Origin of the sequence: Pseudactinotalea sp. HY160 (assembly GCF_009372055.1) — a bacterium.
In the GTDB taxonomy this organism is placed as follows: domain Bacteria; phylum Actinomycetota; class Actinomycetes; order Actinomycetales; family Beutenbergiaceae; genus HY158.
Genome location: NZ_WHMT01000009.1, coordinates 110,116 through 135,021 on the forward strand (window position 1 = coordinate 110,116; position 24,906 = coordinate 135,021).

The 24,906-nt window shown below is 71.9% G+C and carries 20 protein-coding genes and 1 pseudogene; 16 read left to right on the forward strand and 5 right to left on the reverse strand.

Annotated features, from left to right (window positions below):
* Positions 1-34: 34 nt before the first annotated feature.
* Together leuC and leuD are read left to right on the forward strand one after the other, a co-directional pair.
* The gene (gene leuC, locus GCG21_RS10315; protein WP_152909601.1) at positions 35-1,444 is read left to right on the forward strand and encodes a 3-isopropylmalate dehydratase large subunit; all 1,410 of its coding nucleotides are present in this window, start codon (positions 35-37) and stop codon (positions 1,442-1,444) included.
* Positions 1,445-1,457: 13 nt separating this feature from the next.
* Positions 1,458-2,123, forward strand: a complete 666-nt coding sequence (gene leuD / locus GCG21_RS10320; protein WP_152909602.1) for a 3-isopropylmalate dehydratase small subunit — start codon at positions 1,458-1,460, stop codon at positions 2,121-2,123.
* 87 nt (positions 2,124-2,210) lie between these two features.
* Here the strand turns inward: leuD and GCG21_RS10325 are convergent, their stop codons facing one another.
* Positions 2,211-2,822, reverse strand: coding sequence for a hypothetical protein (locus GCG21_RS10325; RefSeq protein ID WP_152909603.1), 612 nt, complete (start codon positions 2,820-2,822; stop codon positions 2,211-2,213).
* A 270-nt stretch (positions 2,823-3,092) separates the two neighbouring features.
* Here GCG21_RS10325 and murA point away from each other — a divergent pair, with 270 nt between their 5' ends.
* The gene (gene murA / locus GCG21_RS10330; protein ID WP_152909604.1) at positions 3,093-4,409 is read left to right on the forward strand and encodes a UDP-N-acetylglucosamine 1-carboxyvinyltransferase; all 1,317 of its coding nucleotides are present in this window, start codon (positions 3,093-3,095) and stop codon (positions 4,407-4,409) included.
* Positions 4,410-4,444: 35 nt separating this feature from the next.
* Here murA and GCG21_RS10335 read toward each other — a convergent pair whose 3' ends face one another.
* Positions 4,445-8,080 (reverse strand): DUF3376 domain-containing protein, encoded by a 3,636-nt coding sequence (locus GCG21_RS10335; RefSeq protein ID WP_194165044.1) that lies wholly within the window; start codon positions 8,078-8,080, stop codon positions 4,445-4,447.
* A 187-nt stretch (positions 8,081-8,267) separates the two neighbouring features.
* Here GCG21_RS10335 and GCG21_RS10340 point away from each other — a divergent pair, with 187 nt between their 5' ends.
* From GCG21_RS10340 to GCG21_RS10375, 8 genes are all read left to right on the forward strand, one after another.
* Positions 8,268-8,690, forward strand: coding sequence for a MarR family transcriptional regulator (locus tag GCG21_RS10340; RefSeq protein WP_152909606.1), 423 nt, complete (start codon positions 8,268-8,270; stop codon positions 8,688-8,690).
* Between the two features lie 4 nt (positions 8,691-8,694).
* Positions 8,695-9,903, forward strand: coding sequence for an MFS transporter (locus GCG21_RS10345; protein ID WP_370517444.1), 1,209 nt, complete (start codon positions 8,695-8,697; stop codon positions 9,901-9,903).
* Between the two features lie 175 nt (positions 9,904-10,078).
* The gene (locus GCG21_RS10350; protein ID WP_152909607.1) at positions 10,079-11,296 is read left to right on the forward strand and encodes a sugar ABC transporter substrate-binding protein; all 1,218 of its coding nucleotides are present in this window, start codon (positions 10,079-10,081) and stop codon (positions 11,294-11,296) included.
* A 2-nt stretch (positions 11,297-11,298) separates the two neighbouring features.
* Positions 11,299-12,072, forward strand: coding sequence for an ATP-binding cassette domain-containing protein (locus GCG21_RS10355; protein ID WP_152909608.1), 774 nt, complete (start codon positions 11,299-11,301; stop codon positions 12,070-12,072).
* Positions 12,069-13,307 (forward strand): sugar ABC transporter permease, encoded by a 1,239-nt coding sequence (locus tag GCG21_RS10360; RefSeq protein ID WP_152909609.1) that lies wholly within the window; start codon positions 12,069-12,071, stop codon positions 13,305-13,307. The genes GCG21_RS10355 and GCG21_RS10360 overlap by 4 nt, the downstream gene beginning before the upstream one ends.
* Positions 13,308-13,367: 60 nt before the next feature.
* A complete protein-coding gene (locus GCG21_RS10365) occupies positions 13,368-14,024 on the forward strand; it encodes a GntR family transcriptional regulator (RefSeq protein WP_152909610.1) in 657 nt (218 codons plus the stop codon).
* 151 nt (positions 14,025-14,175) lie between these two features.
* Entirely contained in the window at positions 14,176-15,591 is a 1,416-nt protein-coding gene (locus GCG21_RS10370; RefSeq protein WP_152909611.1) for an MFS transporter, read from the forward strand.
* A 2-nt stretch (positions 15,592-15,593) separates the two neighbouring features.
* On the forward strand, positions 15,594-16,292 hold the full coding sequence (locus GCG21_RS10375; protein WP_152909612.1) for an aspartate/glutamate racemase family protein: 699 nt from the start codon (positions 15,594-15,596) through the stop codon (positions 16,290-16,292).
* Between the two features lie 3 nt (positions 16,293-16,295).
* On the opposite strand, the gene GCG21_RS10380 is transcribed toward GCG21_RS10375, so the two are convergent.
* From GCG21_RS10380 to GCG21_RS10390, 3 genes are all read right to left on the reverse strand, one after another.
* Positions 16,296-19,394: an efflux RND transporter permease subunit gene (locus GCG21_RS10380; RefSeq protein ID WP_152909613.1), complete on the reverse strand. Its 3,099-nt coding sequence runs from the start codon at positions 19,392-19,394 to the stop codon at positions 16,296-16,298.
* Positions 19,395-20,117 (reverse strand): hypothetical protein, encoded by a 723-nt coding sequence (locus GCG21_RS10385; protein WP_152909614.1) that lies wholly within the window; start codon positions 20,115-20,117, stop codon positions 19,395-19,397.
* 144 nt (positions 20,118-20,261) lie between these two features.
* Positions 20,262-20,729, reverse strand: coding sequence for a hypothetical protein (locus GCG21_RS10390; protein ID WP_152909615.1), 468 nt, complete (start codon positions 20,727-20,729; stop codon positions 20,262-20,264).
* 270 nt (positions 20,730-20,999) lie between these two features.
* Here GCG21_RS10390 and GCG21_RS10395 point away from each other — a divergent pair, with 270 nt between their 5' ends.
* The 5 genes and pseudogenes from GCG21_RS10395 to GCG21_RS10415 all read left to right on the forward strand — a co-directional run.
* The gene (locus GCG21_RS10395; protein WP_370517445.1) at positions 21,000-21,737 is read left to right on the forward strand and encodes a lysophospholipid acyltransferase family protein; all 738 of its coding nucleotides are present in this window, start codon (positions 21,000-21,002) and stop codon (positions 21,735-21,737) included.
* A gap of 76 nt (positions 21,738-21,813) precedes the next feature.
* Positions 21,814-22,917, forward strand: coding sequence for a D-alanine--D-alanine ligase family protein (locus tag GCG21_RS10400; RefSeq protein ID WP_152909616.1), 1,104 nt, complete (start codon positions 21,814-21,816; stop codon positions 22,915-22,917).
* Positions 22,914-23,396, forward strand: coding sequence for a DUF3515 family protein (locus GCG21_RS10405; protein WP_152909617.1), 483 nt, complete (start codon positions 22,914-22,916; stop codon positions 23,394-23,396). Before GCG21_RS10400 ends, GCG21_RS10405 begins: the two co-directional genes overlap by 4 nt.
* 2 nt (positions 23,397-23,398) lie before the next feature.
* On the forward strand, positions 23,399-24,376 hold the full coding sequence (locus GCG21_RS10410) for a thiamine-phosphate kinase (RefSeq protein ID WP_370517446.1): 978 nt from the start codon (positions 23,399-23,401) through the stop codon (positions 24,374-24,376).
* Positions 24,377-24,587: 211 nt separating this feature from the next.
* A pseudogene (locus GCG21_RS10415) lies at positions 24,588-24,906 on the forward strand (IS1380 family transposase); the annotation flags it as partial.

Consider the following 24,906-nt stretch of genomic DNA (forward strand, 5'->3'; position numbering starts at 1 on the left):
CATCAGCACACGGATCAAGGAAGTTGGACGCGTCATGGGTAGGACGTTGGCGGAGAAGGTATGGGCGGACCATATTGTCCGCAGAGGTGAGGACGGCGCGCCCGACCTCCTCTACATCGATCTCCACCTCGTGCACGAGGTCACGAGCCCGCAGGCCTTCGAGGGGCTGCGCCTCGCCGGGCGTCCCGTGCGTCGTCCCGACCTGACGATCGCCACCGAGGACCACAACACCCCGACCCTCGACATCGACCTGCCGATCGCCGACAAGACCTCGCGCAAGCAGATCGACACGCTGCGGGCCAACGTCGAGGACTTCGGCGTGCGGATCCACTCCCTCGGCGACGCCGATCAGGGGATCGTCCACGTCGTGGGGCCCCAGCTCGGCCTGACCATGCCCGGCCTGACCGTCGTGTGCGGCGACTCCCACACCTCGACCCACGGGGCCTTCGGCGCGCTCGCATTCGGCATCGGCACCTCCGAGGTGGAGCACGTGCTCGCCACCCAGACCCTGCCGCTCGCCCCGTTCAAGACCATGGCGATCACGGTGAACGGCACGCTGCGCGAGGGCACGACCGCCAAGGACATCATCCTCGCCGTCATCGCCAAGATCGGCACCGGCGGCGGCCAGGGCTACGTGCTCGAGTACCGCGGCGAGGCCATCGAGGCGCTGTCGATGGAAGCGCGCATGACGATCTGCAACATGTCGATCGAGGCCGGGGCGCGCGCCGGCATGATCGCCCCGGACGAGACCACCTTCGCCTATCTCAAGGGCCGCCCGCACGCCCCCGAGGGGGAGGACTGGGACGCCGCCGTCGAGTACTGGCGCACGCTGCGCACCGACTCGGATGCGACCTTCGACGCCGAGGTCACCCTCGACGCGAACGACCTCGAACCCTTCGTCACCTGGGGCACGAACCCGGGCCAGGGCCTGCCGCTGTCGGGCCGGGTCCCGAACCCGGAGGAGATCAACGAGGAGAACGAGCGCGTGGCCGCCGAGCGGGCGCTCGAGTACATGGACCTCGCGCCGGGACTGCCGCTGCGCGACATCCACGTCGACACGGTCTTCATCGGGTCGTGTACGAACGGCCGGATCGAGGACCTGCGCGCCGTGGTCGACGTCATCGCCGGCCGGAAGAAGGCCGACGACGTGCGCGTGCTCGTCGTGCCGGGCTCGGCGCGGGTGCGACTCCAGGCCGAGGCCGAGGGGCTCGACCAGGTCTTCCTCGCCTTCGGCGCCGAGTGGCGCAACGCCGGCTGCTCGATGTGCCTGGGCATGAACCCCGATCAGCTCAAGCCCGGGGAACGGGCCGCCTCCACCTCGAACCGCAACTTCGAGGGCCGGCAGGGCAAGGGTGGACGCACCCACCTCGTCTCCCCGCTCGTCGCGGCCGCCACGGCCATCCGCGGCACCCTCTCGTCCCCCGCCGACCTCGTGAACGCCTGAGGAGGCCGCCACCATGGAGAAATTCACCACGCACACCGGCGTCGGCATCCCGCTGCGCCGCAGCAACGTCGACACCGACCAGATCATCCCGGCCGTCTACCTCAAGCGGGTCTCCCGCACCGGCTTCGAGGACGCGCTCTTCGCCGCCTGGCGGTCCGACCCGGAGTTCATCCTCAACCAGGAGCCGTACAAGACGGCCTCGGTGCTCGTCGCCGGCCCCGACTTCGGCACCGGCTCCTCCCGTGAGCACGCCGTCTGGGCGCTCAAGGACTACGGCTTCAAGGTCGTGCTCGCGAGCCGCTTCGCCGACATCTTCCGCGGCAACTCCGGCAAGCAGGGTCTCGTCGCCGGGATCCTCGCGCAGGAGGACGTCGAGCTCATCTGGAAGGCGCTCGAGGCCAACCCCGGCCAGGAGATCACGGTCGACCTCGTGAACCGGCAGGTGACCTGCGGTGACATCGTCGCCACCTTCGAGATCGACGACTACACCCGCTGGCGCCTCATGGAGGGCCTCGACGACATCGGCCTCACGCTCAACCACGAGGCCGACATCACGGCCTACGAACAGTCGCGCGCCGCCTGGCGTCCCACGACCCTGCCGGCCAAGACCCTCCCGCCCGTCGAGATCGTAGCCGCCCGCCCGGTCACGGTGCCGACCCAGAACGAGTCGCTCAGCTGACCCCGCGAAGCCGGTAGCACGCGCGAACGCCGCCCCACCCGGGGCGGCGTTCGTCGTCTCGTATGGACGGCGCCCGGCCGGCTCCGATCAGAACGTCGCCTCGAGCGCGGCCCGGTAGCGGTCCGGCTCGGCGCGCGTGTGGGCTGACACGAGCAGGCGGTGCTGCCCGAGCCGCTCGGCGTGATCCCCGGCGAGGGGCAGGGAGACGACGCCGCGCAGGCCCCGCGTCCACGCCCGCGCCACGGCGTCGGCGCAGCGGTCCTCGGGCGACCCGTCCGGCGGCGGCAACACCTCGATCGGCAGCGCGAAATACCACTCGTCCAGGGCCTCGCGGTCGATGCCCACGTCTCCGTATCGGCGCCGCCAGAGCAGTGGTGGGAACTCGGGCGGGTTGGTTCGCGTGGGCGGGTGCGGCGCGGGCGTCTGGTCGCGGAACCACTGCAGGGTCTCCTGCCAGCAGCCGAGCCAGCGGTCCTCCCACTCCGGCACCCCAGGATCCGGCGGGCGCGAGCGGTCCCGCGGTGGCGGCGGGTCGAGCGGCGGGAGGTCGATCTGCGGGTGCAGATCCCAGCGGTCCCGGATGTACAGGAGTTCCAATAGGCTCCGGGCGCGTGGCGTGACCCCGAGCGTGAAGCCGGCGGGCCACCGTGGTCCTTCGGGAAGGCCGTGTCGGCGTAGGAACCTGGGCATCGTGACCATCAACTCCAGTGGAGTGGCATCGTGCTGCAGCGACCAGCGTATCCGGCCGATCCACCTCATGGCCTGGTGGCGGGGTCGCTCACCCCGCGGTCGAGCAGGGCGTAGCCCGGGGATTCTGCTGGGATTTCCGGGATTCGGCCCTGGTCGGCCGGTGGATCCGGGATTCGGCCCTGGTCGGCCGGTGGATCGGGGGGTTCGGCCCGGTCACATCCCGCCGCGACGGGGACGCGGGCGGGCGTGGCCTATCCTGGGGCGAGAAGGGACGGTCACATGACGATTCTGCGAGTGCACGGGGGAGTTCCGCTCACCGGTGACATCACGGTCCGGGGCGCGAAGAACTTCGTCTCCAAGGCGATGGTCGCGGCGGTGCTGGGGGAGACCCCCTCGGTGCTGCGCAACGTCCCCGACATCAAGGACGTCCAGGTCGTGGGCGGGCTGCTCTCGCTCCACGGCGTGCAGGTCGACTGGGACTCCGCCGCCGGCACGGTCGCCATGGACCCGTCCCGGGTCGAGGTCGCGGGCCGCGCCGACATCGACACCCACGCCGGTTCGAGCCGGATCCCGATCCTCATGTGCGGTCCGCTGCTGCACCGCCTCGGCGAGGCATTCATCCCCGACCTCGGCGGCTGCCACATCGGCGACCGCCCGATCGACTACCACCTGAGCATCCTGCGCCAGTTCGGCGCCGAGATCGACAAGCTCGAATCCGGCATCTGGATCAAGGCCCCCGCCCGCGGGCTCCAGGGAACCCAGGTCGAGCTGCCATACCCGAGCGTCGGCGCGACCGAGCAACTCCTGCTCACCGCCGTGCGCGCGAACGGCGTGACCGAACTGCGCAATGCCGCGATCGAGCCGGAGATCCTCGCGCTCATCGACGTGCTGCAGCGGATGGGCGCGATCATCTCCGTGGACACCGACCGGGTCATCCGGATCGAGGGGGTGGACGCCCTGCGCGGCTACACCTACACGGCCCTGCCGGACCGGATCGAGACGGCCTCGTGGGCCTCGGCCGCGCTCGCCACCCACGGCGACATCTACGTGCGCGGCGCCGAGCAGTCGGCGATGGGCACGTTCCTCAACACCTATCGCAAGGTCGGCGGCGACTTCGACATCGACGACGAGGGCATCCGGTTCCGCCACCCCGGCAGGGACCTGCGTTCCATCGTGCTCGAGACCGACGTCCACCCCGGCTTCATGACCGACTGGCAGCAGCCCCTCGTCGTCGCCCTCACCCAGGCGACCGGCCTGTCGATCGTGCACGAGACCGTCTACGAGAACAGGTTCGGGTTCACAGACGCGCTGCGGCGCATGGGAGCGAAGATCCAGGTCTACCGCGAATGCCTCGGCGGCAAGGACTGCCGGTTCGGGCAGCGGAACTTCTTCCACTCCGCCGTCATCTCCGGGCCCACCCCGTTGCAGGCCGCCGACATCGAGGTGCCCGACCTGCGCGGCGGCTTCTCCCACCTCATCGCCGCGCTCGCCGCGGAGGGCACCTCGAACGTGCGCGGGATCGAGCTCATCTACCGCGGCTACGAGAATTTCATGGCCAAGCTCACCGCGCTCGGTGCCAAGGTCGAGCAGGTCTGACCCGCCGCCGGATCCGAGTCTCCGCCCCATCCGAGTCACAGTGCGGGCAGGTCCTCCGCGTCCCGGAACGGCACGATGAGCGTCGCGGCCGCGCACGCGAACGCACCGAGCACGAGCGGGGCCGGGATCGTGCCCAGCCACGGCCACGCGATCGTCAGCTCGGCGGCGACCCTGACCGTTGCGACGAGCACGAGCAGGGACGCCACCACCTCGCCCGTGCGGCCGAGCCGCGCCTGCAGCCACCGGCCGGCGAAGACCAGCGCGAGTACGACGCCCACGGCCACCGCCGGGACCACCACCACGACGACGATAGTCGAGAGGATCGGCAGCCCCCAGGTCGCACCCGCCTCGGCCACGCGGGCGACCGGGGAGGGCAGGTCGGGCAGCGCGGTCGCGATCCCCGCGGCGACCGCGAGCACGTGGGCCAGCGGCCGGCGCGCCCAGCCGTGCAGGACCGCCCAGACGAGCACCCCGACCGCGAGCCCGGTGGCCACGCCGCCGGCGCGGTGCCACCAGGTGGCCTCGGCGATCGTCGCGGCGAGGACGGCGGCACTCGCGACAAGCGCGACCGTCAGGCCCGAGCGGTCGCGGGCCCCGGCGGGATCGACCCGGCCCACCGCCCGGTGCGACCCGAGCGCCCACACGAGGATTGCGGCGAGCACGACGACGACGTCGAACCACGTGGCCGCGGTGAGGACCGCCTGGACCCGGGTGAGCCTGGGCAGCGGCCGGCCGCCACCCCGCCACAGGTCGGCCACCACGACGAGCAGGACGATCACGAGGAGCACGACCCGGGCCGACCGGGCCCGGGCGGCCGCGCGGACGACCCGCCGGCACAGCGACTGTGCGGCCTCTCCGGAGTTCTCAGCCCGGCCGGCCAGCGAGCGCCAGGTGCGCATCCGGCCGGTCGCCGCGGCCACGCCGAGGGCGAGCACGACGGCGGCCAGACCGCCCACGAGCGCGACGGTGCCCGGCTCGAGTGTGCCACTCGTCCCGGGCGCCGGCCCCGCGTGTGTGGCCACCGCCGCCGCGACCGCCACGGCCGTGAGCACCGCGGGCCGCAGCACGAGCGGCGCGAGCACGAGCAACGGCCGCAGCACCGTGAGGATCGCCGCCACCACGAAGCCTCGCACGCCGCTACCGAGTACCGGCCACAGCGCTCGCTGCAGCCCGAGCCCGAGGCGCGCGCCGAGGGCGTACCTGCGCTCCGCCGTCAGATCGCCCAGGCGCCCGGGCCGGCCCTCGAGGCCCTCGTACGCAGCGGCCAGGTGCTCCCGCGAGGCGGCCGCGGCCCGGGCGACCTCGGCCGCGTCGAGCGGGTCGCGCTCCCGCTCCCGAAGCGAGGCGCCGTCGTCCATGGCCGTGAGCGTGCGCACGAGGCCGGCCCCGGCGTCCACCCGGCCCCACCGCCAGTCGTGGCCGCGCCAGTCCTGGGCGAGGAAGCCACCGAAATTGCCGAGTTGGCTGCCGGAGAGCTTGGCGCCGGCGTGGACGGCCCCGCTCGGCCAGGGGGACACGCGCTCCGGGTGGGCCGCCTGCCGGTCGAGCCGGCGCGCCTCGGACTGCAGGGTCACGCCGGCGAGGGGCACGAGCGGCTCCTCGTCGCCGCTGAGCGTGTCGAAGTCGGGGATCGCGGTGGTGCCGAGCCGGCCGATGACGCACGTCGCCCGGGCGACCAGGCGTTGGAGCTCGGCCAGGGTCGGGGCGCCGGCGACCTCGGCCGGCAGCCGGCTGCGCTGAACGTCGCCGACCGCCGCGCACAGCACCCGCCACCCGGCCGCGATCGGGTCGGTGAGTGCCGACTCGGGTGGTGCGTGGGGCCCGCCTCGGTCGGCACCCTCCCCCCAGGCCTCGAGGCCCCGCCACAGCGCGGCCTCGTCGTCCAGGTCGATCGGCGGGACCGTGAGTGGCGCCGCCGGCCACAGCGCGAGTGCGACCGCCGGCAGCGCCGCGAGGATCGAGCCACCGCCGCGGCGCGGCGACCCACCAGCCTCACCCGGCCCATTCCATGCACCCAGGGCGATACGCACGGCCGCGGCGTCACCGCGCTGCCCGGCGTACTGGGCGAGCGTGCGCACGCGATACAGCGACCCCTTCGCGCCGGCGAGCGCCGCCGTCAGTTCGCCGTTGCGGGCGGTCTCTGGATCGTCCTGCTGGATGCGCAGCCACGCGATGAAGAAGTCGGCGGCCTCGGCCAGCGCCGCCGCATCCTCGTGGCACGCGAACCCCGCCCGGCCCGCCAGCGCCGCCTCGAGGTCGGTGCGCACCGCCCCGGCCTCGTCCATCCCGAGCCCGGCCGCGACGGCGGGTGGGGTGATGAGCGTCTGCAGGAACCCCTCGCCGGGATGGGTGAGCAGGCGCGTGAACCGGTCCGCGTCGGTGCGCACCCGGAAGTCGCGATAGGAGTCGAGGAGGGTCCGGAGAACGCTCGGATCGAGGTCGCGCAGACCGCCGAGCAGGTCCGGCGGCAGCGAGCCGAGGAACTGCTTGCGCCGGAACTCCTGATCCGTGCCGCGCGCGGCCAGGTCCGCCAGGTCGGCCAGGTCGTCCCACGAGCTCTCGGTCGTCACCTTGTAGCGCAGCGCCGTGACCACCGAGCGCAGGAACCGCACCCGCCGGGGCCGCACCTCGCCCGCACCCGCCGCGGGTGCGTGCGGCGGCGCCGCCGGCTCGGGTGGCCGCGGGTCGAGGTAGAGCAGTACGCGCCGGGTGCGGCCGGTCGCGGGGGAGTCGGTGATCGCGTGGAGCGCCCGCGCGATCGGGATGTTGTCGAACACCCCGCCGTCCATGACGTCGAACGCGGTGCCCGGATCCCCGAGGACGTCGGAGAACACCCCGGCCATGTTCTCGGGCCGATCGTCGCCCTCGCCCCGGGGGCGGCGGACCGGCCCGCCCTCCCACGCGTGGATCGTCGCCGGCTCGAACGCTCCCGGGAAGGAACTCGTGCTGCGGGCGGCGTAGGCGAGGCGCCGGCGTGCCTCCTCGTCGGCGCCAGGGTCCGAGCCGTTGCCGGGCAGGTCGTCGAACGGCCCGCCGGGCCGCCCCGGCGTGTGCTGGAACCGGAAATGGGCCGCCCGGGGGCGGATGTCGGTGCCCGTCGTCGTCGCGGGCAGCGGCGGGCCCGCCTGCAGGGTCGCCGACAGGTCGATCGTGAGGAAATCGGACCGAAGCCGCTCGCTCGTGCCGGCCGAGGCCGCCCGCAGCGCCTCGAGCAGCGGCCGATAGAAATTCGAGTCCGCGTCGAAGACCGCCTCCGTGCGGTAGTGCCGACCCGGCGCCCACTGCGGGTGGAACAGCCGCCACAGGTCGCCCTGGCGCTGCCACACCGCCAGCAGCCACTCCAGGTCCGTGCCGATCGACTGCGCGAACCCGTAGATCACGGCGTTGAGGCCACCCGCGCTCGCGCCGGCGAGCACGTCGAACCGGATCGAGGTGTAGCCGAGCGCGGTGAGCAGGTCGGCGTAGGCCCGCCCGCGCTCCCGCTCCGGGCCGGTGTTGCGCTCGAGCGAGTCCGGGTCCGCCAACGCCCGCCGGGCCAGGTCGAGCTCGGCGACGGCGCCCCCGATCCACACCGCGAGCGAGACTCCGCCGCGCATCGCGAGGGCGACGCGCAGTTCCCGGCCGTCGTCCGGCCCGGATCCCATCGCGCCCGCCCGGGGCTGCTCCGCCATGACGCCTCCGATCGGCCGGAGCGCCGGTGCCCGTACCGAGGAGCCAATCATCGTGGAGCGCGGGGGGAACTGTCCATACCCGGCCGAGGTCACCGCCCATCGAGGCGAGCGGCGGGAACCGCGGGCTCGAACAGCTCGACCGGATCGCGGTGCTTCACCTAGTTATATAACGTAGTAAACTAGTGCCGTGCCCGAATCCACCGGAGTAGTCCTCGCCGAGCTGATCTCGGTCGTCCACCGCTGTTCCCGGACGGCGACTCTGCGGCTCCCCGAGGCGCTCTCGCCGTCGGCCTACCGCACCCTGGCCCTCGCCCGCGACCGGGGCCCCGTGCGCCTGGGCGAGTTGGCCGAGCTCGTGCGGGTCTCCCAGCCCGGGATGACCAAGATCGTCGCCGCGCTCAGCGCCGACGGCCTGCTCACCCGGATCGCCGACCCCGAGGACCTGCGGGCACGCACCGTCTCGATCACCGCGACCGGAATCGAGTTCCTCGGCGACTACGCCCGGGAGCTCGGCGCCGCCCTGACCGAGGAGTTCGCCGACCTGAGCCCGGACGAGCTCACCGCGCTGGCGAACGCGACCGACATCCTCCTCTCACGTCTGGACCGCTAGCCTCGTGCGCACTCAACCCACATCCGTCTGGGCCGTCGCCCTCACCGCCATGATCGCCTTCATGGGCCTCGGGCTCGTCGACCCCATCCTGCCCTCGATCAGCGCCGAGCTCGGCGCGACGACGACCCAGACCTCGCTGCTGTTCACCTCCTACCTCGTCGTCACCGCGGTGGGGATGTTCTTCACCTCCGCCATCTCCAGCCGGCTCGGTTCGCGCACGACCCTGCTGCTCGGCCTCGGCGTCATCGTGCTCGGCGCCGCCGGGGCCGGCGCGAGCGGGTCGATCGGGGAGATCATCGCCTTCCGTGCCGTCTGGGGACTGGGCAACGCCCTGTTCATCTCGACGGCGCTGGCCACGATCATCAACGAGGCCCGCGGCAGTTCCGCCGGGGCGATCATCATGTACGAGGCGGCCCTCGGGCTCGGCCTGGCGGTCGGCCCGCTGCTCGGCGGCGTCCTCGGCGGGATCAGCTGGCGCGGCCCGTTCTTCGGCACCGCCGCGCTCATGACGATCGGCGCGGTCCTGCTCGCGGTCCTGCTCCGCTCCCCGGGCCGCCCGCCCCGGCCCTCGCCGGTGCTCGCCGCCTTCGGGGCGCTGCGCCACCGGGCCCTGCTCGTCATGGCGATCGTCGCCCTCTTCTACAACATGGGCTTCTTCGTGCTCATGTCCTTCACCCCCTATCCGCTCGGGCTGCCCGCCATGGGGATCGGCCTCGTCTTCGCCGGCTGGGGGCTTTCGCTGGCCATCACGTCGGTGTTCGTGGCCCCGGCCCTCACCCGCCGCTGGTCGCCCGTGCGTGTGCTCACCGTGACCCTCGTGCTCCTCACCGCGACGATGGCCGGCTTCGCCCTCGTGATCGACCACCTGGCCCTGCTCGTCGTGGGGATGGTGCTCGCCGGCCTCGAACTGGGCATCATGAACACCGTCATGACCGAGGTGGTCATGGGCGCCACCGACGTCCCCCGCCAGGTCGCCTCGAGCGCCTATTCCGGCGTGCGGTTCCTCGGCGGCGCGATCGCCCCGCCGCTGGCCACCGGGCTCGCCGCGAGCGTCGCGATGTCCACCCCGTACTGGTTCGCCGCCGGTGCGCTGGCCGTCGCGGCCGGCCTGCTCGTCGTCCTGCGCCGCCACCTCCACCGACGCGAGCCGGAGCTACCCGAGCCGGCTCAGCCGGCTCTGCCGGCTCAGCCGGCGGACGCCGTCGCGAACTGACGCCCGCCCGCCTACCGAGCCGAACGTCGTCCTCACTCGGCTCGAACGTCTTCCGCTCCCTTCACCCCCGGTTTTAAACTGGCGACTAGTCAGTAAGCGTCGATCTCCAGACCGACCCACCTACGGGCGCGAACCTCGCACATCAACGGTTCGGGACAACTCAAGGAGCGACAAGATGACCCGACGTAGAATTCTGGAATCACTGACGACGGTCGCAGCCGTGGGCCTCCTGCTCACCGCCTGCGGATCGTCATCCGGCTCGGGAACCGAGACCCCGAGCTCGCAGAACTCGACCACGTCCGAGGTCCCGCAGGTGGACGCGGGTTCCTTCACCGCGGACTTCTCGGTCATGAAGCAGCTGACCGACCTCGCAGCCCAGGGCAAGGGCATGATCGGGGTGCTGCTTCCCGACACGACGACCTCGACCCGGTACGTGCAATACGACAAGCCCTATCTCACGCAGGCGTTCGAGGCCGCCGGACTCACGTCCGACGACTTCAAGATCGACAACGCCGACGGCAGTGCCGCCACGATGCAGACCCAGGCCGAGGCGGACATCAACGCCGGCGCCTCCGTGCTGCTCGTGGATCCACTCGATGCGGGCAGCGGGGCGGCGATCGAGGCCAAGGCCGAGGCCGCCGGCCTCGCCGTCATCGACTACGACCGGCTCGTCACCGGTGGCCCCGAGAACCGCTATTACGTGAGCTTCGACAACGTCAAGGTCGGCAAGCTCATGGGGGAGGGCCTCGTGCAGTGCATCAAGGACTGGAACGTCTCCGACCCCAACGTGCTCATCATGGACGGCGATCCGACCGACCACAACGCGTCGATGTTCGCCGAGGGCTATAAGAGCGTGCTCAAGCCGCTCTTCGACGACGGCACCTACACGAAGGTCGGGGAGCCGGCCGGAACGTGGGACCCGCAGCAGGCGGCGACCACCTTCCAGCAGCAGCTGACCGCCCACCCCGAGATGAACGCGGCGATCACCCCGAACGACGACAACGCCAACGCCGTCATCTCGATCCTCAAGAGCAACGGCGTCGACTCGAAGACGTTCCCCACCACGGGCCAGGACGCCTCGCTGCCGGGCCTGAAGAACATCCTCACCGGGTACCAGTGCGGAACCGTGTACAAGCCGATCTATCTCGAGGCGCAGGCGGCGGCGGCGCTGGCCATCTACCTCCGCGCGGGCGTCACGCCTCCCGACACGCTGGTCAACGCCACGACGAAGGACACGGAGATCGGTGCGGACATCCCGTCCGTGTACACCACGCCGATCTGGGTGACGACGGAGAACATGGCCAAGACGGTCGTGGCCGACAAGACGGTCACGGTCGACGACCTGTGCTCCGGGGACGCGGCCTCGGCGTGTGACGAGGCGGGGATCGGCTGACCATGCCCGCCTCCGGGGACGCGTCGGCACTGCTCGGACTGTCCGGCGTGTCCAAGGCGTTCGGACCGGTCCAGGCGCTCACCGACGTCACCCTCGATGTCCCGGCCGGCGCGGTCACCGCGCTGGTCGGGGACAACGGGGCGGGCAAGTCGACCCTGATCAAATGCATCTCGGGTATCAGTCCCCCCGATGCGGGGACGATCTCGTGGAAGGGGGAACCCGCCCGCGTCGAGAGCCCGATCGCGGCGAACGAGCTGGGGATCCAGACCGTCTACCAGGACCTCGCGCTGTGCGACAACCTCGACATCGTGCAGAACATGTTCCTCGGCCGGGAGCGCCTGCGCCGCGGCCAGCTCAACGAGGTGTCGATGGAGCGGGCCGCCGCCCAGACCCTGAGTGATCTGGCCGTCACGACCGTGCGATCGGTGCGCCAGCTCGTCGCCTCCCTCTCCGGCGGGCAGCGCCAGTCCGTCGCGATCGCCAAGGCGGTGCTCTGGAAGTCCGAGCTGGTGATCATGGACGAGCCGACCGCCGCGCTCGGCGTGGCGCAGACCCGGATGGTGCTCGATCTCGTGCGCACCCTCGTCGACCGCGGCCAGGCCGTGCTGCTCGTCTCCCACAACATGATCGACGTGTTCGAGGTGGCCGACCGGATCGCGGTCATGCGTCACGGCCACCTGGTCGACGTGCGCCCGGCGAGCCGGATGAGCCAGGCCATCGTGGTCGATCTCATGACCACGGGGGAGACCACCCGGACCGTGGAGGAGACGGCATGAGCGCGCACATCGAGTCGAGCGATCAGACCGATCAGACCGATCAGCTCGGCACGCGGGAGTACACGAGCCTCGCCTGGCAGCGGATCAAGGGCGGTGAGACCGGGATCCTGCCGGTTCTCGGCGGGTTCATCCTCGTCTCCGTCATCTTCCAGATCCTCGATCAGCACTATTTCACGGCGGGCAACCTGGTCAACCTCATGGTCCAGGCCGCGGTGTTCACGCTCCTGGGGATGGCCGAGGTGCTCGTGCTGCTGCTCGGCGAGATCGACCTCTCGGTCGGGTTCGTCGCCGGGGTCTCGGCCGTCGTGGTCGCCTGGTTGGCGCAGCCGCAGGTGGGCTGGCCGTGGTGGGCGGCGATCCTGGCGGCGCTCGTGGCCACGGCGATCATCGGGCTGCTGCAGGGCTCGCTCGTCACCCGGATCGGGCTGCCCTCGTTCGTCGTCACGCTCGGCGGGCTGCTGTTCTGGAACGGCGTCATGCTGTTCGTGCTGGGCAACGGCGGCGCCATCCTCATCCACGACGACGTGCTCGTCCAGATCTCCTCGGGCACCCTCAACCGGCCGCTCGGCTGGATCGTCATGGCGGTGACGGTCGCGGTCTGGTCGATGATCATGTGGCGCCGGGACGCCCGCCGGCGCGGCTCCGGCCTGGCGGCGCCCCCCATCACCCTCACGGTCGCGAAGATCGTGGCCGCGTTCGCCGGGGGCTCGGGCCTCATCCTGCTCGCCAATGCCGACCGCGGCATCCTTGCTCCCGTGTTCGGGCTCCCGTGGGTCGTGCTCGTCGTCATCGCGGTGCTGCTCGTGTGGTCGTTCCTGCTCGGGCGCCGCCGCTTCGGCCTCTACGTGTACGCCGTCGGCGGCAACGCCGAGGCGGCCCGGCGCGCCGGGATCAACCTCGCCCGGATCCGCACGACCGGCTTCGTGCTGTGTTCCATGACCGCCGGCATCGCCGGGATCGTCTACGCCTCGCGGCTGCGTTCGATCTCCACGTCCATGGACGGCGGCACGCTCGTGCTGTATGCGGTCGCCGCCGCGGTCATCGGGGGAACGAGCCTGTTCGGCGGTCGCGGCAAGGCCCTCCACGGGGTGCTCGGGGGCATCGTCATCGCCGCGATCAACAACGGCATGGGCCTGCTCGGGTTCAGCGCCGCCGCCAAGTACATCGTCACCGCCGTCGTGCTCATCGTGGCCGTGACGATCGACGCCCTCGCCCGGCGCCGCCAGGGCGGCTGAGCGGTCGAGTGGCCTCTGTAGGCTGTCGACAGGCCCGTCCGACCGAGGTGAGGAGAGGCGATGTCCGTCCAGTCGACCAGGCTCTACCGCGAGGAACGCCCGCTTCGGGACATCGTCGCCGAAGGGTTGCGATCGCAGATCTACAACGGGCTGTTGGCGCCCGGCACGCGCCTGATCGAGCGTGAGATCGCCGCCGAGTTCGACGTCTCCCGACTGCCCGTGCGCGAGGCGCTGCGCGCGCTCGCGAACGAGGGTCTCGTCGAGCACCTGACGGCGCGCGGCATGAGCGTGTGCCAGTTGAGTCACCGGCAGGTGAGCGAGCTCTACGACGTCCGCGAGGTGCTTGAGCAACTGGCGGCGCGACAGGCCGCGGACCGGGTCGCCCTCGGGGCCGAGCCGCTGCTCGATGTCACGATGCGCGAGGTCAACGACGCCGTCGCGGCGAACGACATCGCCCGTGCCCACGTCGCCAACTCCCGCTTCCACGACGAGATCGTTCAGCTCTCGGGCAACGAGCTGCTCGCCCAGACCCTGGAGCCGCTCATGGGGCGGCTGTCCTGGCTGCGGCGGAAGATCGAGGACTTCGACCTGATCCGCGCCGAGCACGATCAGATCGCCGCTGCGATTGCGGCCGGCGATGTCGAGGGCGCGGGAGCGGCGGCCGATGCCCACGTGCGGGCGTCGCGGCGGCGCACCCTCGCGTTTCTCTACGACTAATCCAGTTTGGGATCCCCTATTGACTAGATGGGATCCCAAACTCTACGGTGGTGCACACGGACTCGTCCCATGGCGAGCGTGGTGGCCGACGGCTTCCGCGGCCCGTGTTCATCGGCGAGCAACGATGCTCGTCCCTAGCCTTGGAGGAGCAATGGCGCAATCCACACCACCTACGGCCCGGGAGGCACAATCACCGCCCGGCGAAGCCCCCGCGCTGACCGTGCAGCTCGAGAATGCCTACGAGCGGATCGGCGTCCGCGGAGTCCACCGCCAGGTCGTCTTCATGGTGCTGCTGGGTGTCTTCTTCGACGTGCTCGAGCAGAACGCGATCGGCGTCACCGGACCGGTGCTCCAGGAGTACTGGGGACTGGGCGCCGGCGACATCGGCTTCCTCAACACGATCACCTTCACGGCGACGGCGGTCGGCCGCGTCGTCACCGGAATCCTCTCCGACCGGTACGGCCGGCGCACGATGCTCACGGCGAACCTGCTCATCTTCTCCCTCGGCGCACTGATCTGCGCCCTGGCTCCCTCCTACGGGGTGCTCGCCCTGGGGCGCGGCATCGTCGGCTTCGGGCTCGGTGGCGAGATCGCCGTGGCGGTCGTGATGATCTCCGAGTTCTTCTCCGCGAGGAACCGGGGCACCGCGGTCGGGTTCATCAATATTCTCGGAGGCGGCCTCGGGAACATGCTCGCCCCGGCCTTCGGGATCATGGTCTTCGCACTCTTCCCGGGACCGGAGCGGTGGCGATGGGTCTTCGGCCTGCTCGTGCTTCCCGCACTGCTGGTCATCTTCTACCGCTTCTTCACCCCGGAGACCCCGCGGTATCTCCTCTCGCGTGGCCGGGTCGAGGAGGCCGAGAAGGTGCTCGACCGCCTCCACCACGGCCGGCTCCTTGGGAAGGCACCCCAGGCCGGTCCCTGGTTCACGGCCAGCGAGGGCGACCAGCTCCAGGCCGAGCGGCGGCCGAGGCTGCGCGAGATCGTCTCCGGGCGGCTCCGCCGGCGCACGATCTCCCTCGGAGTCGCCGTCTGCATGACGTACGGAGCGCAGATCACGGTACTCACGCTCATTCCCACAATTCTCACCACGCAGGGGTATTCGATCACGGAGTCCCTGTGGTTCACGCTCGTCATGCAGTCCGGTTCCCTGGTCGGTGCCGTGACGGCCTCGCTCGCGGCCCGCCGACTACCGCGTAAGCTCGTGCTCACCGTGGGCGCCGTGCTCGGCGTGGTCTTCGGGCTGTGCTTCGGATTCCTCACCTCGCACATCGCCCTCGTGCTCCTCTTCGGCGCGCTCTTCAACTTCTGCGTGGTGCTGCTCAACACCTCGATCTGGATCTATGCGCCCGAGCTCTACCCGACCCGCCTGCGCGGCTTCGGAACCGCCGTGATCCTTGCACTCGGGTCCCTTGCGGGCGGACTCATGCCGCTGGCGGCCGGGCGCCTGTTCGACGCGGCCGGGATCGGAGCCATGTTCACCCTCATGGCGGGCCTCTACGTCGTGTTCGCGATCGCCGTGCAGTTTCCGCCCGAGACCTTCGACCGCCCGATGGAAGAGGACTGAGAATGCGCGTCCTGCTCGTCAATCCGAACACATCCACCTCGACCACCTGCGCGATGGTCGCCATGGTGGAGCGCGAGTTGCCCGGCGTAACCGTGTGCGGGCTGACTGTCGAGCGCGGTCCGGCGATGCTCGTCGACGAGGCGAGCCTGGCGGCGGCCGCCGCGGAGACCGTCCATGCCGTGAACACGAGTGTGGAGCTGGCGGGGAGCGACGCGGTCATCGTCGCCGCCTTCGGCGACCCGGGGATGGACGCACTGGCCGAGGCACTGCCGATCCCCGTCGTGGGGATCGGCAGCGCCTCGATGCTCGAGGCGGCCGAGACGATCGGCCGCTTCGGCATCGCGACGACCACGCCCGCACTGCGGGAGTCCATCCACGAGCAGGTGCGCGCACTCGGCCTCGCCGATCACCTCGCGTGTATTGAGATCACCCCGGGCGACCCGTTGCTGCTGGCGAGCGACCCGGCCAGTCAGACCGAGGCGCTCACGAGCGCCATCGGGGCGGCGCTGACCCGAGGTGCCCGCGGCGTCGTCATCGGCGGGGGGCCGCTCGGCGACAGCGCCGACGAACTGAGCAGCCTCATCGCGGTCCCCGTGATCAACCCGGTGCGCGCCGCGTGCCGGCGGGTCCGGACCCTGCTCGGCCGCGCGGCCGAGCAGGACGGCGCAGCGGCGACGGCCAGGCCGCGGTCAGGCGGCTGAGGCTCAGCCCTCCGCGCCGGCCACCCGGGTGCGGCCCCGCGTCCCGATCGACTCCACCAGGTGGTAGAGCGCCGGGAGCACGAGCAGCGTCATGAAGGTCGAGGAGAACAGTCCGCCGATCACCACGATCGCCAGCGGCTGGGAGATGAATCCGCCGTGGCCGGTGATCCCGATCCCCATCGGCGCGAGCGCGAGCATCGTGGCCACCGCGGTCATGATGATCGGCCGCACCCGGTGGACGGCCCCGCGCCGCAGCGCGCCCGTCATCGACTCGCCCTGGTCGCGGTACTGCTTGACCAGGTCGATGAGCACGATCGCGTTCGTGACAACGATCCCGATGAGCATGAGCACCCCGATGAGCGAGGGCACCCCGAGCGGGATCCCGGTGGCGACCTGCAGCAGGATCGCGCCCGTGGCCGCGAACGGGATCGAGACGAGCAGCAGCAGCGGGTGCAGCAGCGAGCGGAACGTGGCCACCATGACCACGTAGACGATGAGGATCGCCACGAGCATCGCGAGGCCGAGCTGGGAGAATGCCTCGGTCTGCTCGGCCGTGACGCCGCCGACCTCGGCGCTCACGCCGTCCGGCAGGTCGAGCCCGTCGAGGGCGGCCGTCACCGCCGTGGCCGCCTGGCCGAGGTCGTCGGCGTCCGGGGTCACGGTCACGACCTGGTTGCGCACACCGTTCGAGCTGGTGACCGACACGGGCCCGTCGACGACCCGGGCGTCGGCGAGGTCGCCGACCGTCACGACGCCCGCCGACGTCGGCACGGGCAGCTCGCTGATCGCCTCGACGGTCTCCGGGGGATCGGTCGGGGTGAGGTACACGCTCACGGCCGCGCCGTCGAGGGTGACCGACCCGACCTGCTGCGGGGTGAGCATCCCCGCGATCATCTGCGACAGCGCGCCCTCGCTCAGCCCGGCCCGGGCCGCGGCCGCCCGTTCGATCGTGATCGCGACCGTCGGCTCGGCCTCGGTCAGGCTCGTGGCGACCTGCCGGGATTCGGGCAGGTCGCGCATCGCGTCCGCGATCAGGGTGCCGGCCGAGGCCACCTCGCCCGCGTCCGGGCCGGTGATCGAGATCTCCACGTCGTTGCTCATGCCCATGCCCGCGAACGGGGAGATCGTCACGTCCTCGGCGGGAACGAGCGCCGTGATCGCCGCGCGCACGTCGGCCTGGATCTGCTGCTGATCGCCGTCCTCGGCGGTCGTGAGCGAGTAGCCGACCGTGTTCGCCGAGCCCGCGAACTGGGCCTGGTCGGAGGAGCCGATCGTGATCGCGACGGTCTCCACGCCCGGCACCTCGCGCAGCGCGGCGCCCGCCTCCTCGGCCTGGTCGAGCTGGGCCTGCAGGCTCGTGCCCGGTTCGACCCGCTGGGTGATCCCGAGCGAGTTCTGCCCCATGTCGCCCAGGAAGTTGGTCTTGAGCTGCCCCGAGAGCCCCACCGTGCCCACGAGCACGAGCGCCGCCACCGCCAGCGTGGTCCAGCGCCGCTGCAGCACCGAGTCGAGCACGCGCGCGTAGCCGCGCTGCAGCCGGCCCTGCGGTTCGAGCGTGTGGACGACGTCGCTCGCCGCCGCCGTCGCCTCGCCCGGCGCGGGGGTCGGCGCGGGGGCGCCGGCCCGGTGGTGCCCGCGCCAGCGCAGGAACCAGTAGGCGAGCACGGGCACGATCGTCAGCGCCACGAGGAGTGAGGCGCCCATCGCCACGGCCACCGTGAAGGCGAACGGCTGGAAGAGTACCCCGCTCATCCCGCCGACGAGGGCGATCGGCAGGAACACCGCGACCGTCGTGATCGTCGAGGCGGTGATCGCCCCGCCGACCTCGCGGACGGCGTCGATGATCGTTCGGTATCTCGACTTGCCCAGGTGCATGTGTCGCTCGACGTTCTCGATCACGACGATCGAGTCGTCGACAATGCGCCCGATCGCGATCGTCAGGCCGCCGAGGCTGAGGATGTTGAGCGTGTAGCTCGCGGCCTGCATCCCCACGAAGGCGATGAGCAGGGAGATCGGGATCGACACGGCCGTCACGAGGGTCGCGCGGCCCGAGCGCAGGAACACCAGGATGACGATGACCGCCATGGCCAGGCCGAGGAGCCCCTCCGAGGTGAGCGCGGAGATCGAGTCCTCGATGAACGGCGCCTGGTCGATGAGCACGGTGAACGTGGCGCCGGCCACGAGGGTCTCCAGGTTCGGCAGCTCGTCGCGCACCGCCCGGGACACGTCGACCGTGTTGGCGTCGGGGAGCTTGGTGATCGACAGTGTGAGGGCCCGCTCCCCGTCGACGAGGGAGTAGGAGCTGGTCGGATCGGTCGTCAGCTCCACGGCGGCCACGTCGCCGAGGGGCACGCCGGCACCGGGCAGGGGCAGGGCCGCGATCTCGTCGACGGAGGTGAGCCGCTCACCGACCTGCACGGCCATGGTGGCGCCGTCCTCGTCGATCGTGCCCGCGGGCATGAGGGTGCCGTTGGTCGTGAGCAGGGCGGCGACGTCCTGCGTGCTCACGCCCGCGCGGGCGAGCCCGGCGGGATCCGGCGTGATCGCGACCCGCTGCCCGGGTGCGCCGATGACGGAGGCCGAGGCGACGCCGTCCAGACGCTCGAGATCCGGCACGACGGTCTCGGTGAGACGATCGGCGAGCTGCGCGGTGCCCTCGCTCCCGCCGTTCGAGACGGCGACCTGGATGACGGGGAAGTCGTCGAGGCTGATGGCCAGCACGTTCGGATCGGTGCCCTCGGGCAGCACGCTGCGGATCCGGCCGATCGCCTGGGTCATCTTCTGCTCGATCCGGGCGGTGTCCGTGCCGAAGTCGAATTCGGCCATGACGATCGAGACGCCCGTGGACGAGGTCGAGGTCGTGCCCTGGAGGCCGGGCACGGTCTGCAGCGCCTGCTCGATCGGGGTGGACACGTCGTGGGCGACCACCTCCGCCGAGGCCCCCGGGTGCGCGGTGACGACCGCCAGCTGCGGCACCTCGATCGAGGGGATGAGCTCCTGCTTGAGCGAGGTGAAGGAGAGTGCGCCGAAGACGGCGACGACCACCGTGACGAGCACGATGAGGGCCCGGTTCTTCAGGCTGAGCGCGGAGAGCTGGTGCACCTAGTGGTCCTGTTCTGTCGTGACTGAGGGGCGATCCGGGCGCGCGGCGAAACCGTGACGCACGTAGTCGAACGCGCGCCCGATCATGGCCAGGGCCTCGTCGAGCTGGGCGGCGGGAATGGGATCGAGGGGGGCCGGGGGAGCGGGCCGGGGGGAATCCGGGTCGGCGGGCGTGCGCGCGGGCAGCCGGCGCGGAATCGCCAGGGGGCCGAGGACGAACTCGACCACCACGGACAGGCTGCCGGCGACGGCCCCGAAGAACATGGACACGCGGGCCGGTCCGAACGCCTCCTCGAGGGCGCGCTGGTGGCGGCCGTGCTTGAAGGAGAGTACCGCGGCGTGCACGTAGGGCTCGAGCGCGTCGTGCTCGTGCACCATGCGCGCGAACGTGCGGATCTCCGCCACGTTCGGCCCGGTGAGCAGGCCCGTGACGACGCCCTGGGTCTGGTCGATGACCGCCTCGAAGGTCGCGGGCGGGGCGGCCTCGGCGGCCTCCTCGCTCGTGCGCCGCCCCCGCAGGCCGATCCGCAGGAGGAAGCCGTCGACGATGGCCTCCTGCTTGCAGCTGTAGTAGTTGGCGAACGTGCGCCGGGAATAGCCCGCCCGGGTCGTCACCTCATCGGTCGTGACCTCGGCGCAGCCGACGTCGCACGCCAGGTCGTAGGCCGCCGTCGCCAGATCGCGGGCGGTGGCGCGCTTCTTCTGCTCGCGGAGGGAGGGCACCCGGACACGGTAGAGGCTTGATTGCCCAGTGGGCAACTTTGCGCACTGGGCAATGAGTGGCCGGTCTGGGCAATGACTGGCCGCTCTGGGCGATGACTGGCCGCTCTGGGCGATGAGTGGCCGGTCCGGGCGACGAGTGGCCGCTCAGCGGCCCGCGAGCACGTTCCCGATCGGGATGCTCACGGCGAGCACGACGACGATGCCGGTGAACGCCCAGCGCACCCAGCTGGGGGCGCCGTGGCCGAGGCGCGGCCGCGTGCCCCACGCGACGAGCACGAGCGCGAGCACGAGCAGTCCGCTGCCGACCACGAGCAGCGGGCGGATCTCCGCCAGGGTCGACCACAGCACGAGCGCGTTGCCGGCCACCCACGTGGCCAGTTCCACGCCGAGCCGGGTTCCGGAGGGTGCTCCCCGGGACAGCAGGGCGCGGCCGAGGGCCAGGCCGATCGTGCCCATGCCGCACACGAGCACGAGGTAGGCCGCCGCCCAGCTCGCCGGTCGGCTCGCCGCATGTGCGCTCGCCGCGGAGACCACGCCGCCGGCGATCGTGGCGAGCAGCCCGAGCACGAGAGCCGGGGCGATGGTTCGGATCGTGGGGGTCGCTCGGTCCATGTCTCTCCCGCGCTCGTGCGTGCGGCGCCATGGTCGTCGGCGCCGTCTCGATGCCGCCAATCTACGCTCTACGCCGCGCCGCGCTCCCCGGTGTGGGGTGCCTCACCGGTGTGGGGACGCGGGATGCTCCGCGGCTCCGGCCGGCCCGTGCTCGCGCGCGGTCTGCCCGCCGTGTGCCCGATCTCGTGAGCCGGTCGAACCGCGCGGACGGTCGAACCTGCGTGCCGGTCGAACCTCGTGTGGCCCGCGGCGGTGCGCGAGACTGAAGCCGTGACCCACGACCCGGCGACCCGGCCCCGCCCGCCTCGCGCGTACCTCGTGCTCAAGTGGGTGCTCGGCCCCGTCGTGCGGGTGATGACCCGGCGCGAGTGGTCCGGTGGCGAGCGCCTGCCGCACGGGGGATTCATCGCCGTCGCCAATCACCTGAGCGACGCCGACCCGTTCACGTTCGGCCTCTTCCTCGTGGATCACGGCATCTACCCGCGGATCCTGGCCAAGGACAGCCTGTTCCGGGTGCCGGTCGTGGGCCGGGTCCTGCGCTCGGCGGGCATCATCCCGGTGGAGCGGGGCCGGGCGAGCGCGGCCGCGTCGCTCGAGGAGGCGCGTGCGGCGCTGGCGGCGGGGGAGTGCGTGGCGATCTACCCCGAGGGCACGCACACCTTCGATCCCGACCTGTGGCCGATGACCGCCAAGACCGGGGCCGCCCGGCTCGCCCTCACCACCCGGGCGCCCGTCGTGCCCGTCGCGCAGTGGGGCCCGCAGGAGTTCCGCCCGCCGCACTCCCGGCGGATCAACGTGCGCGCGCTCCCGTTCCCCGCGCGGGTGCGGGCGGGCGGGCCGGTCGATCTGAGTGATCTGTACGACGACGCCCCCTCGCCCTCCGCCGGGGCGGTCGCGGCCGCGACCGGGCGAATCATGGCGGCGCTCACCGCGGAGGTGGCGATCCTGCGCGGGATGGAGCCGCCGGCGCAGCCGTACGACCGATCGCGGGGTCCGGCCGGGCCGTGAGGAACCGGCGCGAGCCGGGCCCGCGCGCCGGGTCCGGTCCCGGTACCCGGGGCTCCCGCGCGATATCCTGGCCCGGATGACACACCTTCCCCGCGCCCGCGTCGCGGTGCTTTTCGGCGGCCAGTCGAGCGAGCACGCGATCAGTTGCGCCACCGCCGCCGGCGTGCTCACCGCCATCGACCGCGACCGCTTCGACGTGATCCCCGTGGGCATCACCCGCGCCGGCCACTGGCTGCTCCTGCCCGACGATCCGGAACGGCTGCAGCTCGGTCCCGGGCACGTGCCCGCGGTCGAGGAGGGCGACGGGCCCCGGGTCACGCTCACGGGCGACCGTCGGCTCATCGCCACCGGCGGCGCGGACATCGACGATCAGGGCATCGACGTCGTGCTCCCGCTGCTGCACGGACCCTACGGGGAGGACGGCACCATCCAGGGGCTCCTCGAACTCGCCTGGATGCCGTACGTCGGCTCCGGCGTGCTCGCCTCCGCGGTCGGGATGGACAAGCAGTACATGAAGGCCGTGCTCGCGGCCGCCGACCTGCCGATCGGCCCGCACGAGGTGATCACGAACCGGCAGTGGCAGACGAACCGGGAGCGGTCCGTGGCCCGGGTCGCGGAGCTCGGGCTGCCGCTCTTCGTCAAGCCGTGCCGGGCCGGCTCCTCGATCGGCATCACGAAGGTCACCCGGGTCGAGGAGCTCGAGGCCGCCATCGAGGCCGCCCGCGAGCACGACCCCAAGGTCATGGTCGAGGCCGCCATCGACGGCCGCGAGATCGAGGTGGCGGTGCTCGAGGGGCGCGACTACGGGCCCCCGCGGGTGACCGCCCCGGGTGAGATCGCCGTCGTCGGCGACTACGACTTCTACGACTATCAGGCCAAGTACTTCGACTCGGGTTCGGCCGCCCTGAGCTTCCCCGCGGAGCTGCCGGGGCTCATCACCGAGCGCGCCAAGGGCCTGGCGGCCCGCGCCTTCGACGCGGTCGGCGGCGAGGGGCTGGCACGAGTCGACCTGTTCTACACGACTGCGGGCGAGCTGATCGTCAACGAGATCAACACGATGCCCGGCTTCACCCCGATCTCGATGTACCCGATGATGTGGCAGCGCTCCGGCATGCCCTACGCGGCGCTCATCACCGAGCTGATCGACCTCGCCCTCGCGCGCAGCCCGGGGCTGCGGTGAGGGCCGGGCCGGCGACCGCGGGACCCGCGATCGTCGTCGCCGGGGTGCTCGCGCTCTCGGCGTGCGCCTCCCCGGTCCCGCTCGACCCCGCGCCGACCGCGAGCGACCCGGCGTGCGCCGAGGTGCTCATGGCGCTGCCGGACGAGGTCGCCGGTGCGCAGAGCCGCTCCACCACCTCCCAGTCCTCCCGCGCCTGGGGCGACCCGCCCATCACGATGCGCTGCGGGGTCACCCCGCCGGGCCCCACGACCGACCGATGCCTGCCGATCACGAGCGGCGACGTGACGGTCGACTGGATCATGACCGAGATCGGCGACGAGTCCGTGGCCGAGAACAGCTGGCAGTTCACCACGTTCGGCCGTGAGCCCGCGATCCAGGTCGTCGTGCCCGTGAACTACGCCGGCGAGGACGTCTCCGGCGTGCTCGGCGTCTTCGGCGGTGCCATCGGGCAGCTCCCGGTCAGCCGGGCGTGCCTGTGAACGTGAGCGAGGTCGACGAGGCAGAGCTGCTCGGACGGATCTTTCCGCGGCTGCCGACCGGCGCGTCGACGCTGCTCGGCCCGGGGGACGACGCCGCGATCGTGGCCGCCCCGGACGGGCGGGTCGCCGTCTCGACCGACGTGCTCGTGGCCGGGCGGCACTTCCGCCTCGACTGGTCCACGGGCGCCGACGTCGGCTACCGGGCCGCGTCGCAGAACCTCGCCGACATCGCCGCCATGGGGGCGCGCCCGACCGCGATCGTCGTGGGGCTCGTGCTGCCCGCCGCCACGCCGGTGGCCTGGGTCGAGGACCTCGCCGACGGGCTGGCGCTGGCCTGCTCACCCCTCGGGGTCGGCGTCGTCGGGGGAGACCTCGTGGGCGGGCGCGAGCTCGTGGTGTCGGTGACCGTGCACGGGGACTGCCGGGGCCGCGCGCCGGTGACCCGGGCCGGCGCGCGCCCCGGTCACGTGATCGGGCTGTGCGGCACGCTCGGCCGCTCGGCCGCCGGGTGGGCCGCGCTGGAACGATTCGGTCCGGACGCGGGTCGGGATCCCGCCCTCGTCGGGCACGTCGGCGTGTTCCGGCGGCCCGTACCGCCCCTGCCCGCGGGCGTGCGCGCCGCCGAGGCCGGGGCGAGCGCGATGATGGACGTCTCCGACGGACTGCTCAAGGACGGCGCCCGGCTGGCCCTCGCCTCGGGAGTGACCCTCGCGCTGGACTCGGCCGCGCTCGCGGCGGACCTGGCGGACCTGGCTCCCGCCGGGGCCCTCCTCGGGGTCGACCCGTGGACTTGGCTGCTCGGCGGCGGGGAGGACCATGCGCTGCTCGCCGTCTTCCCCGATGTCGGCCGGGCGGAGGTGGCGGGGTTCCGCGTCGTCGGGGCGGTGGTCGAGGCGCGGGAGGACGGGCCGGTGCTGCTCGACGGTCACGCGCCGGGTCGGCGCCGGCTGCGCACCGGCTGGGACCACTTCCGCGCCTGACGGCCGCCGACCCCGCGGATCGGCGACCGATCGTCGCGGCCCTCGCGAACCCCCACACCCGCCGGCTCTTCGCCTGCGCCCGCCTCGCTCAGCCTGGATCCACCGTGCTGGTTTGATTCTGGGTGGCGTGGGAGCATGAGAATGCCCTTCTGACCTGGGATAATGCGTGTTGTCAACGCACGCAGTCCCAAAAAAGAAGGGCATCTCGTAGATGCAAGTATCTCATGTCTCCTCGGTACGGTTCGACGATCCGAATCTGGTCGGCGTGGCGGGTCTTGTCCCGGTGATGGCGCTGGCCGAGCGTGCCGGGCTGTCGGCGCTGGTCGCTGAGCATCTGAGTCTGTCGGGTGCGGGCAGCGCGAACCCCGGGGCGAAGGTGTTGGCGCTGGTCGCGGGCATGACGGCCGGGGCCGACTCCATCGATGACATGGACCTGTTGCGCCACGGCGGGATGGGCAAACTGTTCCAGGATGCGCGTGCGCCCTCGACGCTGGGCACGTTCCTACGCGCGTTCACCTTCGGGCATGTCC

What these genes read in the sequence shown, in the direction of transcription:
- GCG21_RS10325 (WP_152909603.1), bottom strand. Translation starts at nt 2,822, where the DNA reads ATGGTCACGATGCCCAGGTTCCTACGCCGACACGGCCTTCCCGAAGGA.
- GCG21_RS10390 (WP_152909615.1), bottom strand. Translation starts at nt 20,729, where the DNA reads ATGGACCGAGCGACCCCCACGATCCGAACCATCGCCCCGGCTCTCGTG.
- GCG21_RS10375 (WP_152909612.1), top strand. Translation starts at nt 15,594, where the DNA reads ATGCGCGTCCTGCTCGTCAATCCGAACACATCCACCTCGACCACCTGC.
- GCG21_RS10355 (WP_152909608.1), top strand. Translation starts at nt 11,299, where the DNA reads ATGCCCGCCTCCGGGGACGCGTCGGCACTGCTCGGACTGTCCGGCGTG.
- GCG21_RS10335 (WP_194165044.1), bottom strand. Translation starts at nt 8,080, where the DNA reads ATGGCGGAGCAGCCCCGGGCGGGCGCGATGGGATCCGGGCCGGACGAC.
- GCG21_RS10350 (WP_152909607.1), top strand. Translation starts at nt 10,079, where the DNA reads ATGACCCGACGTAGAATTCTGGAATCACTGACGACGGTCGCAGCCGTG.
- leuD (WP_152909602.1), top strand. Translation starts at nt 1,458, where the DNA reads ATGGAGAAATTCACCACGCACACCGGCGTCGGCATCCCGCTGCGCCGC.
- GCG21_RS10400 (WP_152909616.1), top strand. Translation starts at nt 21,814, where the DNA reads ATGACACACCTTCCCCGCGCCCGCGTCGCGGTGCTTTTCGGCGGCCAG.
- GCG21_RS10365 (WP_152909610.1), top strand. Translation starts at nt 13,368, where the DNA reads ATGTCCGTCCAGTCGACCAGGCTCTACCGCGAGGAACGCCCGCTTCGG.
- leuC (WP_152909601.1), top strand. Translation starts at nt 35, where the DNA reads ATGGGTAGGACGTTGGCGGAGAAGGTATGGGCGGACCATATTGTCCGC.
- murA (WP_152909604.1), top strand. Translation starts at nt 3,093, where the DNA reads ATGACGATTCTGCGAGTGCACGGGGGAGTTCCGCTCACCGGTGACATC.
- GCG21_RS10360 (WP_152909609.1), top strand. Translation starts at nt 12,069, where the DNA reads ATGAGCGCGCACATCGAGTCGAGCGATCAGACCGATCAGACCGATCAG.
- GCG21_RS10370 (WP_152909611.1), top strand. Translation starts at nt 14,176, where the DNA reads ATGGCGCAATCCACACCACCTACGGCCCGGGAGGCACAATCACCGCCC.